Below are 17,074 nucleotides of genomic sequence, written 5' to 3'. Positions count from 1 at the left end.
GATGCGGCGATAGAGCCGCGGCTCATCGTTACCATCCCTTTTTCTTCATGCTGTCGCGCAACGCATTGCTGATCGGCAGCGCGTCGCTCGCCTCGCCCCCCTTGCCTGGTTGCGGTTCTGCCGCAGGGGGATTCTTGGCCGCCTTTTCCAGCGCGTCCATACGGCCGTTGAGCAACGCGGTGATCATCGGCCAGACGGAGAACTTCTGCGCTCGCGCCCGCTCCGTCAGATCCCGCAGATAGCCGCCGCTGCTTCGAATATGATCGGCCCGCTGCAGGATTGCCGCCAGCACGATCGCTGCCGTCTGGCTGCCCATCGCTTCCGACGCCTCCTGCCAGGCCGTCGGGCTCACCCCCATGCTTGGCCGCGCCCGGTCGGCGGCTGCGGCAAGGTCGCGCCAGGTGCGGATTTGGCCACCCCCGGCATATGGCACGATTTCCGGGCATGCGCTCAGCACCATGCCCAATGGCAACTCTCGTTTCGGCAGGTCGCGCACATTGGCGAAGCGCTCGGCGGTGCCGCCCGCTTCATGTTTTTCTCGAAAGCCCTGTCTGGTTTCACCGGTAGGATTAGAGTCTGTGTTTGAATTTTGTATGTGGCGCTCAAAATGAGACTCATTGGCGTCCGGATTCTGCGATTCAACAAACGATTCCAACGTTTGATGCACGTCGACCCAGAGGTCTTCGAGTTCGCCGGCGATCCCCTCCAACACCTGACGTGGCGCCGTTCGAGGCAGCCGGCCGACGATCGCATCGTAGCGGCCCTGAAACCCGCCCCAATTTGCCGGCACGCTCTCGTTGACGCCGGCGGCGATCATCTTGACGACATCGCGCCTGCAAATCGTCAGCCGCTCCTTGACCAGGCGAAATGCCTTGCGTTCGACCTGAACGGCGTCGGCGAGCTGCCGGAACTCTTCAGCGCGCGCCAGGATTGGCGAGAGATCGAAGCCGTAGGCCTGCTCGATCTCGCCGCCCTGCCCTTTTCGGGCAAATCTCTTTCCGTTGGGACTGTCGCGACGGATCACCAGGCCTGTCTCAACCAGGACCGCGATATGTCGCCTCAGGGTGGACGGCGGCATGCCGTTGGCGCGTCGCACCAACTGCTCATTCGACGGAAAGACGATCAGCGTCCCGTCACCAGTCAGTTCCTCCTCGCGATGGAAAGTCAGCAAAGCGTTGAGGATCGCCAGCGCGCGATCCGTCGCGCCAAGCGCTTCCTTGGCTTCCCTGATGTCCCGGAACACCTGCCATTTCGATACTTTGGCATCTTGTCCGACGTGTTTGGCCGACGCTTGGGTTGAGATCTGCCCAAGCGTCATCGGCCGCCGCCCGAAGGGCGTCGTTGCAATATGCGTCCTCATTTTCTTTCTACCTATCGCTAGGCAAAAGAACACGGCGCGCCAAAACTGGCTCCTGGACTCTTGACAGTGATTCGCAGATTTGCGATTCTCAGCTTGTCACGGCATTGAGAAGGGCTTCCGCGCGGAGACGTTCGGGGGCCTTTTTCTTTTGCGGTTAAATGCTCCTTGGTCCTCTATCTTTTCTGGAACTCGTCATAGAGCGCTTGCAGGCGCTCTCGTACGAAGGCCGCGAATTCCGGCTCAACGCGCTTGTCAAAAGCGAAGGTCGTCTTCGTTTCGCTGTCGCTGATCCTGACCAAGCGGGATCCATTCGCGGCGATCCACGCGACGGCGTCGGTTTTCTTGGCTTTGGTTTTGATAAGCTCGTAAATCGCCTGGAACCGTCCGTCGCTGGTACGGGCGGCAAAATCCGGCGCCTCGATAGCCTTCATAGCGCGTGCAAGTTTGCCCCGCTCCTCAAGCAGATCGGCGAGTTCCGACCATCTCTGGCGCCCAAACGATTCAGCCGTGCCTATCGCTTCAATGATCTCTGGCGGCAGGCGAGCAACCAGCGCAATCATCTTTGAGAGCGCAGCCTTGTCGACGCCGAGTGAGGCCATGATGATGTCGCGCGAGAAACCCTTGGCTTCCAGCTTGGTCGCGAAATAGCAGCGCTCGATATAGGAAAGGTCGCTACGGCTGTTGTTCTCCTGACCTTGGCTGACAACGAGTTGCTCGTCCGTCAGATTCCTGACGACGGCTCGGACTGTACGGCCAAGCTGTGTGACGGCACGCAGTCTTCGATGGCCGTAGGCAACCTGATAGCGGCCGCCATCGACAGGGTGCGGACGGACCAGGATAGGCACCTGTTGCCCGTGTTCCCTGATCTGCGCGACCAGACCCGCTTGCACTTCATCACTCACTCCAAGGCGGTCGATCACGATCGACTGGTCGATAAGGTCTGGATCGAGTTCGACGATCGCCTGCCCTTCCGCCAGTTTGCGCTCGATTTCCTCGGCTCTTTGTGCGCGCGAGTTGATGTTTTCGAGGGATTGCGAAATGGCACCAACCGGCCGACCGGGCTTGAGGGGCCTTTCCATACCCATCAGCGGCCTCACCAACGCCGTTCTAGGGGCCTCCGGCGCGGAATGCTCATTGGCGGCCTCCGACACTTCGAAGAGATTCTTGCGAGCCATGGCTATTTCCGTCCCCAGGTTTTGCGGAGCAGCTCCTCAATCTCTCCGTTGACAAGGGTCAGGCTCTCCAGGGCGCGGTCATAAGTCCCGCGTGTGAATTGTCCGCGGTCAACTTCGTAAAGCGTCTGCTTGGTCAGCCCGGCGTCGGAGATCGCCGTCGACTTGAGCATGGAGTTTTCTAGAACCCGATTGCCAAAGAGCGAACGCATGAACCCCGACATTTGGCTTTGCGGACCATCATTCGGCTCGAACCGGGTGACGAGATAGCGCATCCAGTCATAGTCAGTGTTGCCGCCGGCGTTCTCCACCACCGTAAGCAGGTCCGAGGTCATGAGCAGGAACTGGGACATCGACATGACGTCAAGCATCTGTGGATGCACGGTGATTAGCACTGCGGTGGCGGCACACAGGGCAGAGAGCGTCAGGAAGCCCAATTGCGGTGGGCAGTCGATGACCACGACGTCGTAGGCGCTCTCAATCTCAGCAAGGCATTCGCCAAGCCGGGCAAAGAACATCGTGCCGGGTAGCCGGCTCGCCAGCACCTTCGGCGTCTCGTGCTCGAATTCCATCAGCTCGAGATTGCCGGGAATAAGGTGGAGGTTGGGCGTATAGGTCGAGCGCACGACCTCCAGGATGCTGCGGCATTCCTCATCGTAGCGGATCGCACCGTAAACGGTTTCGTTGGCACCGACATCCAGTTCAGGTTGGTGACCGAACATCGCTGATAGACTCGCTTGCGGATCGAGATCGATGGCCAGCACCCTGTAGCCGCGCAAGGACAGATACTGGGCAAGGTGGGCAGCCGTCGTCGTCTTGGCGCTACCTCCCTTGAAATTCATGACCGAGAGGATCTGAAGCTTCTCTGCCGCCTTGCGATGGCGGATGTATTTGCCGGGCGCCTTGGAGTTCTGTTCGTCCAGAACGTGCCGAAGCCGGTCGATGTCCTCGACGGAATAAAGCCGCCGCCCATTCGCCTGGGGTTGGGGACCGTGTCCTTCCGAAACGATCTGGCGCAGGTATCCTTCGTGAATCCCGATGAAGTCGGCGGCCTCGCCCGGCGTGAACAGGCGCATGCCCTTCTGCGCGGTCGGTGGGAATATCCTTGCCTGATGCGCCTGCAGTTGCCGCGACAGTTCGGAAGCGTCCGCGGCGATCAACTCGCGCAGACTCTCACCCGTTCGACTGCTCTGGCTGACTTTTTCCAACATCCGCCCTCTCCGATCTGCGCATTTTAGCCGAACGGTGGGTTAAATGCGCTGATCAAGATGGACTGATTCTGAGGGCCGGACAAATGCTTTTTGGTTACCAAAAGGTTAACGAGCCAAGCTGCCGTGAGTCTTCTCTCTTTTGCAATCAAGGACCGGACGCGACATACAACTCGGCTCTGCTTACCCTCGCACGAATTCAGCAAGGCTCTCACCCGCCTCCGCGACCTGCTCGATGCCCGCTACCCCGTGTAGCCGCACCCGGCAGCGATGCCATTGGAGTGCCTGGCATCGCACAAGGTTGCACGTGTACAACTCTTATCCAGCTCGGGCCGGCTGCATGTCGAGCGGCGCGCCGGATCCCTCCCCTGCCCGAACACGCGCCTATCTGTAGTCCGCGGCGGTAGATCGCCTAGCACCTATCCGGCTTTCCTCGCGGCCGACCCGCAGTGGGATCCCGCGTTCAGAGCGGCGGTCGCGCCTTTCGGCGGTGGGCGACAGGCCGCCTGATTGGAAGGGCCTCCGAATGGCAGCCGCGGTTGTGTGCGTATGAGCGAGGCGCATCCAGTGCTTGATCTCGACGGCGAGGCCTGCTCGATGGGGTTTAGTCGGGTGGATACGGCGGCAGGAACTAAAGCCTGTCGCCGGCCGCCCGGAGAATCTGGCGAAGTACGGCCGATTTGTGCAAGCCGAGACTGTCCATGATGACAACGTCGCCGGTCCAAAAGGCTGCACCCGGCTGCTGCTCGACATAGCGCGGAAACAGTTCGCCATTGATCGGCCCGTCGAAGGCGCGCGGCGCGCCGGTCGCAGAGCAAGCCGAGAAAGTTCAATGCGCGCCGGCAGCTATGCGGGGCGAAGTCGCGGAGGGCTTGTCCTTTGCGCGGTAATCACGCAAGAGCGCCATGGTGCGAGAGTAGCGTTTTTGGGAGTCAGATCCTTTGCGCCGCATAAACAGCCGAATCGCTTCATTCCTCCGCGCTCCCTGTTCCTGCTCAGCCCCTGCCGCGTCAGCTGGCCTATCTGATGACTCCGCTCGAGGATGATTTCCCCGATGGGAAGCACCGGCTTGCGGTGTCAACCGGCCTCACCCGTCGCAACAGAATCGATCGCTCACCAGCACCGCCAATGACCCACCAATTCTCAACGGATCCGCCTCGGACGGAACCTGTCGCCGGCCTCGGATGCCGCTACAACACGCTCAGCATATCGGCTGAGAGTGGTCGAGCCATTCGACGCCGGCGTTCGCCCAGTCAGCCTCTTGAATCACAAATCTGTATCTCCAGGAAATCCTCCCAATTCAAATGATCGGTGAACCGCTCTGGCGCCGCGGTTGTACACGTGCAACTTCGCTGCGGGTCACCTTGGAGCGAAAGGGTCTTTCGGGAAGGGCTCGCGTCCTGGAGTCGGCATAGCCACGGCGCTTGGCGAAACCGAGTGTTCGCAAAGCCAAGTCCGCTCTCGCCGATGTCCAGCCGGGGTTCAGGGATCTCGAAGACCCGGCCAGTGACGTTCGTTAAGAAGCATCGACAAGTGCGCTGACAGCACGGCCATATAATTACGACAACGCCACCTGACACGGGTGTCGCCGCGGTCCTGAGAGGCACAGCCATCCTTCTCCTGTCAGTACCGCGACCGACGGCGCCAGCATCGTGCCGTCTTCATGCGTCTGTCGCAACGCTCCGGACTATCCGGGCAGTGGGGGAGAGGCGGTCGCAGTTGCGCACGCTCGCGTTTTCTCGCAACGGCGGACATCGGCCTGCCATATCCTCAGAGCGGCAAAGCCACGCCCGCCCACACAGAAGCCAAGAGATTCAGGTATTAACGCAGTGATAACGTTAACGGATATTAACGCAGATCGCCCCGATACGGCTGTCATTGAGACAGATGGGCAGGGGAGGTGGTAAGGCCGGCTCCCTGGGGCATCTACACCACTGGCAAGACTGTCGATTGTTTCACTTGACCAAGAGCAAAACTGGATTCTATCGACGCGACCCCCTCCAGCCTCGTCAGTTTCTGCTTGAGAAATGTCTCGTAGGCCGGAAGGTCCTTCACGACGACGCGAAGCAGATAGTCTCGCTGTCCGGTCATAAGGTAGCAGTCGACAACCTCAGACCAACGCGCCACCGCTAAGGCGAACCGGTCGAGTTCCTCCTCGCGCTGACGTTCCAGTTTGATCGACACGAAAACGCTGATCGGCAAGCCGACCTTGGCCTGATCGACAACCGCGACATACCCTTTGATGATGCCTGCAGCCTCAAGGTTGCGGACGCGGCGCGCACACGGGGAAGGGGACAGCCCGGCCCGGCGACCGAGTTCGTCCGACGTCAACCGCGCATCCTCTTGGAGCGCGACGAGCAATCTGCGATCAATTTCGTCAAGGCTGTCTTTTGGCATAGATCCTCACTTGACTCCGCGATATTAGCTCGATGAGCTACTTTACTACCAAATCTTGCGTAAAAATAGTCGCATTCGCCCTCTCTACACCTCTACCCTTTGTCCATCGCAAAGTTGGAAACGGAGGTCACGATGAACAGGCTACTGCACCTGCGGGAGATCGAAAAAAAGGTGCTGTGGCTTTCAACCTGGATGATCCATAACGCCAATCATCTGCGCTCAAGCGAGGACGGCCTCAAGGTTGGTGGCCACCAGGCGTCCTCGGCCTCTCTGGCCACCGTCATGACCGCGCTCTACTTCGCGGTCCTGCGACCGGAAGATCGCGTCGCGGTCAAGCCTCACGCCAGCCCGATCTTCCACGCCATCCAGTACATCCTCGGCAATCAGACACGAGAACAGATCGAAGCGTTTCGGGCTTACGGCGGCGCGCAGTCCTATCCCTCTCGCACCAAGGACGTCGACGACGTGGATTTTTCCACCGGATCCGTCGGGCTTGGCGTTGCGCAGACGCTCTTTTCCTCGCTTGTGCAGGACTACCTGCGGGCCAAGGAGCTGGCAAAGGACCACCCGGAGGGTCGCATGGTTGCGCTCATGGGCGATGCCGAGCTCGACGAAGGCAACATCTTCGAGGCTCTTCTGGAGGGTTGGAAGCATGGCTTGCGCAACACCTGGTGGGTGGTTGACTACAATCGCCAGAGTCTCGATGCCGTCGTCCGGGAGGGGTTGTGGGAGCGCTTCGCGACGATGTTCCGCAACTTCGGATGGGAAGTGGTCGTCCTGAAATACGGCACGCTCCTGCGGCAAGCCTTCGCCGAGCCGGCTGGTGACAAGCTGCGCGAATGGATCGATCAGTGCCCGAACCAACTCTATTCGGCGCTGACATTCCAGGGAGGCGCCGCCTGGCGCAAGCGCCTGCTGGATGACCTTGGCGATCAAGGGGCCTTCTCACGGCTTATCGACAAGCGGTCCGACGAGGAATTGACACAGCTAATGGCCAATCTGGGCGGCCACGACCTGCCGAGCCTTCTTGAGGCGTTCGAGGCTGCCCGCCGGCACGATAGGCCGGTCTGCTTCATAGCATACACCATCAAGGGGTCTGGGCTGCCGCTTGCAGGCCACAAAGACAATCATGCCGGGCTGATAACACCTGCCCAGGTCGACACCCTGCGCGAAAAAATGGGGGTGCGGGTGGGATACGAGTGGGACCCATTGGAGGGAGTGGCGTTAAGGGGAGGGGAGATCAAGGCGTTCCTCAACACAGTTCCCTTCATATCGAAGGGCGAGCGCCGCCACCACGCACCGACCGTTCCAGTGCCCGGACGCCTCGAGTTCACCCCACAGAGCTCGATGTCGACGCAACAGGGTTTTGGCCTCATCATGCACGGCATCGGCAAGCTCGACAGCGATTTCGCGCGTCGCGTCGCCACCACGTCGCCTGACGTGACCGTTTCGACCAACCTCGGGGGCTGGGTCAACCGGCGCGGACTCTTTGCCCGAAAGGAGGCCGCGGACTATTTCAGGGCGCAGCGCATACCCTCGACTTTCAACTGGGACTTCTCTCCGAAGGGACAACACATCGAGCTTGGCATCGCGGAGATGAACCTCTTCATCATGCTCTCGGCACTTGGCCTATCCCATTCGATCTTCGGGGAAAGGTTGCTGCCGGTAGGTACACTCTACGACCCCTTTATCGAGCGCGGTCTGGATGCCTTGAATTACGCCTGCTACCAGGATGCACGCTTTATCCTGGCTGCGACCCCTTCGGGAATAACGCTTGCACCCGAGGGCGGCGCGCATCAGTCGATCGCCACCCCGCTGATCGGCATGGCTCAAGATGGCCTTGCAAGCTTTGAGCCCGCCTTTGTCGATGAACTGGCGACAATCATGCGCTTCGCGTTCGATTACATGCAGCGCGGCGGGCACAGGGATCCCGACCCTGCTAACTGGTTGAGCGATGCGGCTGGCGGTGCCGTCTATCTCAGGCTGTCGACGCGCACGATCGAGCAGCCCGGACGCGAGATTGACGAGGCATTAGCCTCCGACATCGTCAATGGGGCCTACTGGCTTCGTCCTTGCGGGCCTAACGCGGAAGTGATCGTTGCCTATACGGGCGCGCTCGCGCCCGAGGCGATCGAAGCCGTCGGTCTCATGGCAGAGGATCGCCGCGACGTCGGCCTGCTTGCCGTCACGTCGGCCGATCGGCTTCACGCAGGGTGGAGCGCGGCGCAACGGGCGCGCGAGCAGGGCATCAACACCGCCCTTAGCCATATCGAACGGTTGCTGGCGAGTGCACCCGCGACCTGTCAGCTGGTGACGGTGATCGACGGCCATCCCGCGACATTGTCCTGGCTCGGCGCCGTGCATGGCCATCGAACCCGAGCCCTTGGGGTCGAGCGCTTCGGACAAAGCGGGAGCATCTCAGATCTATACCGGCATTACGGCGTCGATGCGCAAGGGATCCTGGCGGCGGTCCAGACGATGGCCGCAGGGAAGCCAATCCGACATCTCAGGCTGCGCTAGGCCTGGCCTTGCGGGCCGCGCCAGCCGGCGAGGTCCGATCGGCCGGATCGTGCGCTGTCGAACCATGGCAAGATTGACACCCGCGGCCGGCCTGCCGTCTAACCCCTGGCGGACGACAGATCCTCCAAGGCGTAGCCCCCCAACCTGACCGTACGGATCATTTCAGCGCGCGAGTACTGTCTGAAGCACCGCCGTAACCTGCTGATATGGACGTCCACTGTCCTTGGCCCGACAAAGACATTGCGCGGCCAGGCCGTCTTGATCAGTTCATCGCGGCTAAGGACCCGCTCGGGGTTCTCCAGCATATGGCGCAGCAGCTTGAACTCGATCGGGCCGAGGACGACCTCTTCGCCACTGCACCGGACGTGATGTGTATCGAGCTCCATCTCGATGACCCCGTAGCTCAGGGAAAGACCCGCATCGGATCGAGCAGGACCGCCTAGCCTGGAGCGAAGGTAGGCGAGAAGCTTTGCCGGCACCATCGGCCGCACGAAGCACTCATCGATGCCTGCTTTCAGCAGCGCGATATGCTGATCCTGGGCGTCCGGAGCTATCAGGGCGACAATTGGCAGATGCCCGGTCCGCGGATCCTGCCTTAAGCGGACACAGTTCGCCGCCATTCCGTTGCCGGAGTGGCAGTCCAGAATCCAGGCCTGCACGGTGGTCGTGCCAGCGAGATCGAGCATCTCTTCTTCGGTGCTCGCCAAAGTGCTCGTGAAACCATCGACGGCGAGTATGTGATGTAGGAAGAGGTAGACTTCAGCGTCCTGCGAACATATTGCAACGAGGGGCTTGGACGGTGTGGTCGTGGTCTCGTCAGGCAACATGACACAGTTCATCATCGGGTCCGTTCTGCTACCACCTCGTCCCGGAAGCGTTCCCGGCAGCTCCAAGCGGATGCATGCCAGGATGGCGTTTCAGAGAGTGCGTCATCCGCCCCTCAGAAGTTCCGATTCTTGCGCTCTTCGCTAGTTTATGACGGGGATTTGTTCGGGGGATAAATCGCTGAGAAACTCGCTTCCCTCGTCGCGGATATAGATGACTTCCTCGAACTGAAAGACTGCGCCATCCTTTTCCAGCTTGGGCTCCAGGTGAAGGATCATTCCCGGTCGGATCGGCTCGGGATTGTCTCTGGATATCGAGGGCGGCTCCGTCACATCCAGGCCTCCCCCATGGCCGATGCGCGAGACAAGTCCATAGGCCGGCGGCAAGCCGGCATCCCGCCACAGTCGCTCGAAGTCGCTGAACAGGTCGCCACAAGTCATGCCTGCTTTCGCGCCCGTCGCCAGCGCAATCGTGACGGCACGCGTCTTGCCATAGGCCTCGATCTCCCATGGCTCGGGTTCGCCGCCGCGCGCGATACGATTGCGATCGGCGGGATATCCGCCATAGGTAGAGCGAAAATCCGTCCAGGCGTACTGGCCTGTCTCCAGCGGTCGCATCTCGGGCGGTCGGGCGTAGTTGAATTCGCCCCGGCAGAAGGTCATCGCGATAGGATCCGCACGGTCGGCGCCGTATTGCACGATGCGGGATTGAATCTGCCGGCACAGGTCCACCTCGGTGATGCCAAGCCGCGCGCCGGCGACCGCCTCATCAAACGCAGCGTTGACGATGGCAAACGAGATACGTTTCTGTTCCGCCTCGAACGGCGACTTGATGGTTCGGGTCCGCCACAGAACTTCAGTCGCCGAGCACAACATGTCCCGGGTGCCTCTATCCCGGATGCTGTCGACGATCTCGAGGGACCCACGGCCGTACATGTCCTGACAGTAATCGATGGCTGCAATCGCCCTGGCGGCGGGGTCCGAGAGAGTGAGACGCGCGACGATCGCCTGCGCACCCTCGGCCAGATAGCCATCATAGTAGAAGATGGAGAAATCGCGCGGCCGCGATTCGAGATTGCGCGACTCGATCCTGTTGGCGACAGCGGTGACATCGTGATGGTCGATGACCAGAAACATCGGACGCGAGTGGTATCCCCATGAGAGCGTCCGGTACCCGGAAAAGTACTCGACATTCTTCTGGTCCGTCAGGACGAGAAACTCAACATTTCTCGCGCTCATCTCGTCCCGCACGGCCCTTATACGTCTTGCTTGTTCGTGCGGCGGCAGATCCGGCGGGGGCGGGGCTGGCAACATGGGTCTTCTCCTGGACATGAAGGGAAGTCGCGATCCAAATCCACGACTGAAAAGGGCTATCTCGCCGCCAGCTCGACCGTGCATGCCAAGCGATCGAACGGGGACTCGGTCACGCCAAACACCGAAAAGGCCTTGTCTGTCGTGTTGAGACGATAAAGACGGCGCAGCACCGGATAGCCGTTTGGAATCGAGAATGTCTGTTGCGCATGCTCGGAGGCGGGCGCGGCGTCTATGAGAAGCTTGGTTGCGGTGAATTCGGTCCCGTGTTCACGCAGCGCGTCGCCGACGAACTTGTCTGCGAATTCGTCGATGATGGCCTCATCGATGGAACGAGGCAGGTAGGTGGTGTCGTACATGACCGGCATGCCGTCCGCCGATATCACCTTGCGCACGCACAACATCAAGCCGGCTGGAGCTTCGAGCACGTCGAAGGCCGGGTCCACTATCTTCTCATTGGTGAGCGACTGCAGGCTGATCGAAGGGTTCAAGCCGAGCCGCAGCGCATCGGCGTGGGAGGTCAGCGAGTAGTCCAGATCTCGAATGAACCGCCGCTGCTCACGCACGAACGTGCCGAGCCCGGGGACGGAACGCAGCACGCCCGCCGGCTGTAGATCACGAAGTGCGCGCTTTACGGTTATGGAGCTGACGCCAAATTCCTCCGCGAGGACAGCGGCGGACGGGAGGACCTGGCCGGCGGCATATTCACCGGCGTTCACCCGACGCATGATTTCCTGCCTGACGTTCTGGTGCAGCACGCTCGCATTCTGTCCAGCCATCGAATCCATCCATAAAGGTATACTAGGAATACCTACCGGATCGATGAGGGAATGTCCATAGCGCGGCGTCCTTCACAAAAACCGAACGTTTCCTTAACAAAAGTTTGACATACCTGTTATACTTGGTCTACCTTTTCCCTGCCACCACAGGAGCCCGAGATGACCATCAAGCTCGCCAACGTCAAGATCGCCTTTTTCGCGACATCTGCTCTCATTGCCGCAACACTTGCTGGTCACGCGGAAACAACGCGAGAACGCATCCTGCGCGAGGGAACGGTCGTGATCGGGATCTCGAACGGCGCCCCCTGGGGCTATCGCGATGCCAGCGGTGAGCCTGTAGGCTTCCATCCGGATCTCGTCCGGGCGGCCTTTGCCCGCCTTGGCGTCAACAAGGTGGACATGGTTGTCACCGAGTTCGGTGCACTGATCCCGGCGCTGACGGCAAGCCGTTTCGACGCCATTGCCGCAGGGCTTTATATCTCGCCCGAGCGTTGTCAGCTCGTGGCCTTCAGTGATCCGGACCTCAGGCTTGCCGATGCCGCACTCGTCGTGAAAGGCAATCCCAAAAAAGTGCACAGTTATTCCGACATAGCGTCCGAGCCTGGTGTGAGGTTCGGCGTCGGACGCGGCAGCACGACGGCCAAGAACGCCTCGGCTGCCGGTGTGCCCGAGGGCCGCATGCAACTCTTTCCCGATATCCAGTCGAATGTCTCCGCGCTTTTGACGGGCAGAATAGATGTAGCTGCATTCTCAGCGCCAACAGTTGCCCGCATCCTTTCGGACACGAACATCAGCGGGCTGGAGCGGGTGATTCCCTTCCAGGGTGCGTCGCAAGAGGGTGGCGCAGAACGTCTCAGCTATTCCGCGATTGCGTTCCGCAAGGAAGACAGCGATCTTCGCGACCTCTACAATACAAAGCTTCGGGAGTTGAAGTCGGACGGCACTTTGGCGAAAATCATGGCAAAGTACGGCTTCAGTGACGATGAGAAAGTACCCGAACTCACCAGTGATCAGGTCTGCGGCGGACGCGGCTGATTATTTACCTTAGCAGTATCTAAATCAATTTGGCACGTCGCGCCGGCCTGAAACCGTCGCCACGGACCAGGGCTAGGACCTTATACGGTGAGTTTTGGGCAACTCTTCCTTGGCGTTCTTCTCGGCTTGCAGGTAACGGTGACCGTCACTGCATACGGGCTGCTGTTTGCGATACCCTTCGCCCTTGTCTTCGGCGTCGCGCAATATCTCACCTCGGGCGTGGCACGCATCATGATCACGTCGATCATTGAATTCTGGCGGAGCTCCGCCGTGATTATCCTGCTTTTCGTCTTCTACTATGCACTGCCTGTCTTCGGGATTGAGCTGTCCGCGACAGCGGTGAGTTCCCTGGTTCTGGGACTCAATACCGGAGGCTATGGCAGCCAGGCCATCCGCGCCGGGCTGCAGTCGCTAGACAAGGGCCAGCTCGAGGCCGCGTTCGCGCTCGGGCTGCGGCGACGCCACAGCATGCTACTGGTCGAGCTGCCACAGGCACTGCGGCTCATGGCTCCCACCTTCGTGAACGAGCTCATTCAACTGATCAAGGGCACGGCCCTCGTGTCGCTCGTGACCCTGTCGGATATGACGTTCCAGGCAAAGCAGTTAGCCGAGATCGAATACAATCCGGTCGGCGTCTACACCGCGCTTCTGCTCGCCTATTTCGTGGTCTGCTACCCGATTACGATTTTTGGCCGATGGCTGGAGCATCACATGGGCGGCGCAAGGAGCCTGGCCGATGAACTTTGACCCTGTCATCGCCCTGTCGGCAGTCCCCGCGATACTTGGCGTCCTCGGAACGACGGTGGAAGTCACCTTGTTAAGCTGTCTTGGGGCATGCGTCCTGGGATTCGGTTTGGAAATCACCCGCCGATCAGGGGCATCGACCGGCTATGCGGCCCGCTTCATCATCGATTTCATCCGCTCCACGCCGGCGCTTGCCTGGCTTTACTTCCTTTACTTCGTCCTGCCTCACTTCAACGTCGTGCTGGCGCCCATAGTCGTAGGCGTGCTTGGCCTCAGCATCTATTTCAGCGGCTACCTGGCAGAGGTCTTCAAGGCCGGGATCGACGCGATCCCGCATGGTCAATCGGAGGCGGCAAAGGCGCTGGGGCTGAGCCGCATCGATACGATGGCGTTCGTGCTTTTCCCGCAAATGCTGCGCAACGTGGCCGCGCCAATCGGCAACTACTTCATCTCCATCCTGAAGGCCACTCCCTATCTCGCCACCATCGCCGTGCCTGAAATGCTCGGCCGCGCCTTCGACATCGCTTCGGACACCTATCGCTACGCCGAACCGCTTGTCGTGGCCGGCGTCCTGCTCCTGCTGCTCGCCTTGGCAGCTGGTCAACTGGTGCGCCTGTTGGAGCGCAAGCTCGCTCATCCCTCCCGTCGCTGAGGCAAGAACGATGTCAAAAGCAACAACCAGCGAAATCGCATCCGGCGAGGGTGAAAGGACCTTCGCCGATGGGCAATCCAACGCCATCGAGATCGCGGGCCTCGACAAATGGTACGGCAAGTACCACGCGTTGAAGAATATCGATCTTAGCGTGGCCATGGGCAAGCGGATCGTGCTCTGTGGCCCGTCGGGTTCTGGCAAATCAACGCTCGTGCGATGCGTGGGCCAGCTTGAGACTTTTCAGGGCGGGACGGTTCGAGTCTTCGGAAAGGGGCTTGATGGCGTGCGACAAGATGGGTCGCGTGGGCGGCCCTTTGCCGGGATGGTCTTCCAGCAGTTCAATTTGTTCCCGCATCTCACCGTCCTCGGCAACTGCACCCTGGCCCTCAAGCGGGTCCTGCGGCAACCGACGGCGCCAGCGCGCGAAATCGCGATGCATTACCTGGAGAAGGTGAAAGTCCACGAGCACGCGCACAAATATCCAGCGCAACTCTCCGGGGGCCAGCAGCAGCGGGTGGCAATCGCCCGCGCATTGTGCCTTGAGCCCCGCATCATGCTGTTCGACGAACCGACATCTGCTCTCGATCCCGAGTTGGTGAAGGAGGTTCTGGACGTGATGACCGATCTCGCGAAGGGAGGAATGACGATGATATGCGTCACACACGAAACCGGCTTTGCACGGGCGATGGCCGATGAAGTCGTGCTCATGGACGAGGGCAGAATCATTGAGGTCTCGCCACCTCATATCTTCTTTGCGGCGCCGAAGCAGGAACGCACTCGCCAGTTTCTGGCAAAGGTGCTGCAATGAACGGGGAGCAAGCCGCCACGCGGGTTAAGACGCGTATCTGGACCCCCGTCGACTTCGCGGCCGACGGAAAACAGTCGGACTGCTTGAGGCTTCCGCATTCAACCGACCTTTCGGCATATGGCTGGATCCCCATCCCCTTGGTCTGCATCAAAAACGGTCCGGGACCGACGGCGTTGCTCATCGCGGGCAACCACGGTGACGAATATGAAGGCCAGATAGCGCTTTCCAATCTGGCTCGAGAAATACGGGCCGATCAGATATCGGGCCGGCTGATCATTCTCCCGGCGCTGAACTACCCTGCCGTGCAGGCCGGCCAAAGAGTGTCGCCGCTGGATGACGGCAACCTCAACCGAATGTTTCCGGGCGACCCCCTGGGCTCGCCAACGGAGATGATCGCTGACTATGTCTGCCAGGAGCTCATCCCGATGGCCGATCTCGTGGTGGACCTGCATTCGGGCGGTCGGTCCCTGGACTATGTCGCCAGCGCTCTGGTGCGGCCAGGGCGAGACGCCGAAGAACATGAAAAGCTGGTCCGTCTGTTGCGGGTCTTCGGCGCTCCGATCAGCTTCATCAGTGACGGGACGGGTGGCGGCGGAATAACAACCCTTGCCGCAGCCGCGGAGGCGAAAGGAGCGCTTGTGCTGACGACCGAGCTTGGGGGAGGGGCGACGCTGTCGCTCAGCGGTCTCTCGCTAGCGGCGTCTGGCCTGCGCCGCCTCTTGATGGATCTTCGGATAGTGAGCGACATCGACGTAGAGGCAGCATCGCCGACCCGCTTGATGACGGTCAGCGGTCACGACGCCTTCGTCTACGCCCATGAAAGAGGCGTGTTCGAACCCGCCGCCGAAGTCGGCGAGGAAGTGGCGAAAGGCCAAATCGCTGGCAGAATCCACTTTCCAGACCTGCCCACGCGCGAACCCGAGACGCTGTTGTTTGGATCGTCCGGGCTCGTAGCCTGTCGCAGGGTACCCTCCTTTACGCGGCGAGGCGACTGTCTCTTCAAGTTGATGAGGGACCTGGACCTTGCCCCCAGCCGAGCCGGGCATGCCTAGACCAGACAAGGACCTCAATCCGCGCGCGATCGGCTTGCGTTGCCTGCGTTGCAAGGCCAAGCTTGCTATCGCCGATTACCATCAGGGCTGCCCATCGTGTCACGCCGAGGGCATGCCTGCCAGCGTCGCTGTCGAATACCGCGAACTGCCGAGAACGCTTGAGCGCATCGCCGACTGGCAGGTGTACCCGGCCCATCCCACCCTGGGGGAGGGCGACACGCCGCTTGTCGCTATGGAGCCGCTGGCGGATGAAATTGGTATTCGTCGGCTCGTCGTAAAGAACGAAGGGGCCAACCCAACCGGATCCCACAAAGATCGGATGAGCCGGTTCGTGGTACAAAGGGCGTTGGCGGCAAACGCCACCATCGTGGTGGCGGCTTCGAGCGGCAACGCCGGCGTTTCGCTTGCAGCCTACGCGGCTCGTGTCGGCTTGGGCTGCGTGATCGTCACCACGCCTGACATGAATCCGAACTGGCGTCGTGCGATTGAGATGCATGGGGCGACGCTGCTGGCCGCACAAACGCCCCTGCAAAGATGGCAGGTCGTGGCCAGCCGCGTGCAGAGCCGCGAATGGTACCCTGCGACCAACTTCAGCTTGCCGGCTGTCGGCAGCAATCCCTTCGGTGTGGATGGCTACAGGTCCGTCGCCCTCGAAATGCTGCGCGATCTGGGAACAGACTGCACTGATGTGTTGGTGCCGACCTCAAGAGGCGACCTTCTGTGGGGGATCGCGCGCGGATACAAGGATTTGCAGCGCGCCGGCTTTCTCGAAAAGCTGCCACGTGTCCACGCGGTCGAGCCCTTTGCCAGGTTATCCAAGGTACTGTGCGGAGAGGATTATCGTGGGACCTTCCCAGGCGATACGGCCTTGACTTCGATCGGCGGATCCACCGTCGCATACCAGGCGCTCGAGGCGCTTGCGTCATGCGGTGGCACGGCAGTCGTGGCCGATGAGGCCGGTGCGCGCGCCGACCAGTGCCGGTTGGCGAATTGTGGGCTCTATCTGGAGCTTTCGAGCGCCGCGGCTCTGACCGGCTTACGCAAGCTGGTTTCGATAGGTGTGGTGCCGCGGGATGCGTGCGCCGTCCTCATAGGCACGTCGACCGGACTGTCGGAACATCAGTCATATACGCAACCCATACCGCTGGCGACCTGAGCGTTCGTCGGATCCCGATCAAGTCGGCATGGAAGTTCACCAACCTGGATGGCACC

The 17,074-nt window shown here is 60.7% G+C and carries 14 protein-coding genes; 7 read left to right on the top strand and 7 right to left on the bottom strand.

Annotated features, from left to right (window positions below; translation table 11 throughout):
• Positions 1-28 precede the first annotated feature (28 nt).
• From repC to LB558_RS07055, 4 genes are all read right to left on the bottom strand, one after another.
• A complete protein-coding gene (repC, locus tag LB558_RS07070) occupies positions 29-1,360 on the bottom strand; it encodes a plasmid replication protein RepC (RefSeq protein ID WP_224696877.1) in 1,332 nt (443 codons plus the stop codon).
• A gap of 173 nt (positions 1,361-1,533) precedes the next feature.
• Complete coding sequence (repB, locus tag LB558_RS07065) at positions 1,534-2,535, bottom strand: plasmid partitioning protein RepB (protein ID WP_224696876.1); 1,002 nt, start codon at positions 2,533-2,535, stop codon at positions 1,534-1,536.
• A 2-nt stretch (positions 2,536-2,537) separates the two neighbouring features.
• Positions 2,538-3,743, bottom strand: a complete 1,206-nt coding sequence (gene repA / locus LB558_RS07060) for a plasmid partitioning protein RepA (protein WP_224696875.1) — start codon at positions 3,741-3,743, stop codon at positions 2,538-2,540.
• A 1,923-nt stretch (positions 3,744-5,666) separates the two neighbouring features.
• On the bottom strand, positions 5,667-6,137 hold the full coding sequence (locus LB558_RS07055) for an Lrp/AsnC family transcriptional regulator (RefSeq protein ID WP_224696874.1): 471 nt from the start codon (positions 6,135-6,137) through the stop codon (positions 5,667-5,669).
• 132 nt (positions 6,138-6,269) lie between these two features.
• Between LB558_RS07055 and LB558_RS07050 the strand changes: the two genes are divergently transcribed.
• The gene (locus LB558_RS07050; protein ID WP_224696873.1) at positions 6,270-8,657 is read left to right on the top strand and encodes a transketolase-like TK C-terminal-containing protein; all 2,388 of its coding nucleotides are present in this window, start codon (positions 6,270-6,272) and stop codon (positions 8,655-8,657) included.
• A 98-nt stretch (positions 8,658-8,755) separates the two neighbouring features.
• On the opposite strand, the gene LB558_RS07045 is transcribed toward LB558_RS07050, so the two are convergent.
• From LB558_RS07045 to LB558_RS07035, 3 genes are all read right to left on the bottom strand, one after another.
• Positions 8,756-9,484, bottom strand: a complete 729-nt coding sequence (locus tag LB558_RS07045; RefSeq protein ID WP_224696872.1) for a response regulator transcription factor — start codon at positions 9,482-9,484, stop codon at positions 8,756-8,758.
• Positions 9,485-9,625: 141 nt separating this feature from the next.
• On the bottom strand, positions 9,626-10,795 hold the full coding sequence (locus tag LB558_RS07040) for a M24 family metallopeptidase (RefSeq protein ID WP_224696871.1): 1,170 nt from the start codon (positions 10,793-10,795) through the stop codon (positions 9,626-9,628).
• A 56-nt stretch (positions 10,796-10,851) separates the two neighbouring features.
• Positions 10,852-11,571, bottom strand: coding sequence for a GntR family transcriptional regulator (locus tag LB558_RS07035; RefSeq protein WP_224696870.1), 720 nt, complete (start codon positions 11,569-11,571; stop codon positions 10,852-10,854).
• A 159-nt stretch (positions 11,572-11,730) separates the two neighbouring features.
• On the opposite strand from LB558_RS07035, the gene ehuB reads away from it, so the two are divergent.
• The 6 genes from ehuB to LB558_RS07005 all read left to right on the top strand — a co-directional run bounded on the left by ehuB (position 11,731) and on the right by LB558_RS07005 (position 17,018).
• Positions 11,731-12,606 (top strand): ectoine/hydroxyectoine ABC transporter substrate-binding protein EhuB, encoded by an 876-nt coding sequence (gene ehuB / locus LB558_RS07030; RefSeq protein WP_224696869.1) that lies wholly within the window; start codon positions 11,731-11,733, stop codon positions 12,604-12,606.
• 87 nt (positions 12,607-12,693) lie between these two features.
• Positions 12,694-13,353: an amino acid ABC transporter permease gene (locus LB558_RS07025; protein ID WP_224696868.1), complete on the top strand. Its 660-nt coding sequence runs from the start codon at positions 12,694-12,696 to the stop codon at positions 13,351-13,353.
• The gene (locus LB558_RS07020) at positions 13,343-14,002 is read left to right on the top strand and encodes an amino acid ABC transporter permease (protein WP_224696867.1); all 660 of its coding nucleotides are present in this window, start codon (positions 13,343-13,345) and stop codon (positions 14,000-14,002) included. The genes LB558_RS07025 and LB558_RS07020 overlap by 11 nt, the downstream gene beginning before the upstream one ends.
• Positions 14,003-14,012: 10 nt before the next feature.
• On the top strand, positions 14,013-14,810 hold the full coding sequence (locus LB558_RS07015; RefSeq protein ID WP_224696866.1) for an amino acid ABC transporter ATP-binding protein: 798 nt from the start codon (positions 14,013-14,015) through the stop codon (positions 14,808-14,810).
• 137 nt (positions 14,811-14,947) lie between these two features.
• On the top strand, positions 14,948-15,862 hold the full coding sequence (locus LB558_RS07010; protein WP_224696865.1) for a succinylglutamate desuccinylase/aspartoacylase family protein: 915 nt from the start codon (positions 14,948-14,950) through the stop codon (positions 15,860-15,862).
• Complete coding sequence (locus LB558_RS07005) at positions 15,855-17,018, top strand: pyridoxal-phosphate dependent enzyme (protein ID WP_224696864.1); 1,164 nt, start codon at positions 15,855-15,857, stop codon at positions 17,016-17,018. Before LB558_RS07010 ends, LB558_RS07005 begins: the two co-directional genes overlap by 8 nt.
• The last annotated feature ends 56 nt before the right edge of the window (positions 17,019-17,074 follow it).

The organism is Mesorhizobium sp. CO1-1-8 (assembly GCF_020164875.1).
GTDB lineage: Bacteria > Pseudomonadota > Alphaproteobacteria > Rhizobiales > Rhizobiaceae > Mesorhizobium.
Note: the sequence above shows the minus strand (reverse complement) of the source record. Positions and strands in the feature narration are given on the sequence as shown.

Bases quoted from the DNA above. Each gene is read 5' to 3' on its own strand.
- ehuB (WP_224696869.1), top strand. From the start codon at position 11,731: ATGACCATCAAGCTCGCCAACGTCAAGATCGCCTTTTTCGCGACATCT.
- LB558_RS07015 (WP_224696866.1), top strand. From the start codon at position 14,013: ATGTCAAAAGCAACAACCAGCGAAATCGCATCCGGCGAGGGTGAAAGG.
- repA (WP_224696875.1), bottom strand. From the start codon at position 3,743: ATGTTGGAAAAAGTCAGCCAGAGCAGTCGAACGGGTGAGAGTCTGCGC.
- LB558_RS07045 (WP_224696872.1), bottom strand. From the start codon at position 9,484: ATGTTGCCTGACGAGACCACGACCACACCGTCCAAGCCCCTCGTTGCA.
- LB558_RS07005 (WP_224696864.1), top strand. From the start codon at position 15,855: ATGCCTAGACCAGACAAGGACCTCAATCCGCGCGCGATCGGCTTGCGT.
- LB558_RS07020 (WP_224696867.1), top strand. From the start codon at position 13,343: ATGAACTTTGACCCTGTCATCGCCCTGTCGGCAGTCCCCGCGATACTT.
- LB558_RS07055 (WP_224696874.1), bottom strand. From the start codon at position 6,137: ATGCCAAAAGACAGCCTTGACGAAATTGATCGCAGATTGCTCGTCGCG.
- repC (WP_224696877.1), bottom strand. From the start codon at position 1,360: ATGAGGACGCATATTGCAACGACGCCCTTCGGGCGGCGGCCGATGACG.
- repB (WP_224696876.1), bottom strand. From the start codon at position 2,535: ATGGCTCGCAAGAATCTCTTCGAAGTGTCGGAGGCCGCCAATGAGCAT.
- LB558_RS07035 (WP_224696870.1), bottom strand. From the start codon at position 11,571: ATGGCTGGACAGAATGCGAGCGTGCTGCACCAGAACGTCAGGCAGGAA.
- LB558_RS07040 (WP_224696871.1), bottom strand. From the start codon at position 10,795: ATGTTGCCAGCCCCGCCCCCGCCGGATCTGCCGCCGCACGAACAAGCA.
- LB558_RS07050 (WP_224696873.1), top strand. From the start codon at position 6,270: ATGAACAGGCTACTGCACCTGCGGGAGATCGAAAAAAAGGTGCTGTGG.